Here is a 1,082-nt window from a genome sequence, read left to right as displayed (position 1 = left end):
CCGCCGCCGGCTCCATGAGCTTCACGCCGCCGACGGTCGACACGTAGACGTCGCAGCGCCGCAGGGGGATGCCCGCCTGCCGCTCGAGGACCGCGAGGATCATCGCGACCCGGGACGCGTCGACTCCGTTCGTGACGCGGCGGGGGTGCTCGCCGTCGTTCGCGATCACGAGCGCCTGGATCTCGACGGGGAGCGCGCGGCGTCCCTCCATCGCGACCGTGACGCAGATGCCCGGGGTGGGGAAGCGGGTGCGGCTGAGGAACAGACCGCTCGGGTCGGGGATCTCGGCGATGCCTTCGGCGGTCATCTCGAAGCAGCCGACCTCGTCCGTCGGGCCGAAGCGGTTCTTGAGCGAGCGCACGAAGCGCAGCGCCGTCTGCCGGTCGCCCTCGAAGTGGCAGACCACGTCGACCAGGTGCTCGAGCAGGCGCGGCCCCGCGATGGAGCCGTCCTTCGTGACGTGTCCGACGAGCACGAGGGGGAGCGCCCGCTCCTTGCAGACGCGGATGAGGGTCGCGGCGACCTCGCGGACCTGGCTGGGACCGCCGGGCAGGCCGTCGACGGTGTCGCTCGCGACCGTCTGCACCGAGTCGACGATGAGCAGGTCCGGCCGGACCTCGTCGATCTGGCCGAGCACGGTGGCGAGGTCGGTCTCGGCCGCGAGGAAGAGGCTGTCGTGCATCGCGCCGGTGCGCTCGGCCCGCATGCGCACCTGCGCGGCCGACTCCTCCGCGCTGACGTAGAGGACCCGTTGGCCCTCGGCCGCGGCGCGGCTCGCGACCTCGAGCAGGAGGGTCGACTTGCCCACGCCGGGCTCTCCCGAGAGCAGCACGACCGCACCGGAGACGATCCCGCCGCCGAGCACGCGGTCGAGCTCGCCCACGCCGGTGGGGCGGTGCGCCGCCGACGTGGTCTCGATCTCGGTGATGGGCCGCGCGATGCGGCCGGCGGCCGGAGCCACAGCGGCGACCGCGCGGACGAGGCCGGTGCGCTCGGTGCTCTCGATCACGGAGCCCCACTGCTGGCACTCGCCGCAGCGGCCGACCCACTTCGCGGTCGTCCACCCGCACTCCGAGCAGCGG

Annotated in this window: 1 protein-coding gene; it reads right to left on the bottom strand. The window is 73.8% G+C overall.

Annotated elements, in window-relative coordinates; translation table 11 throughout:
* Positions 1 to 1,082 (bottom strand): DNA repair protein RadA (gene radA, locus C5C27_RS17535; protein ID WP_104315041.1); only part of this gene is annotated, 1,082 nt, incomplete at both ends.

Origin of the sequence: Rathayibacter sp. AY2B7 (assembly GCF_002931635.1) — a bacterium.
In the GTDB taxonomy this organism is placed as follows: domain Bacteria; phylum Actinomycetota; class Actinomycetes; order Actinomycetales; family Microbacteriaceae; genus Rathayibacter.
The sequence above is the reverse complement of the archived record's forward strand: the minus strand, read 5'-3'. Positions and strand labels throughout refer to the sequence as shown.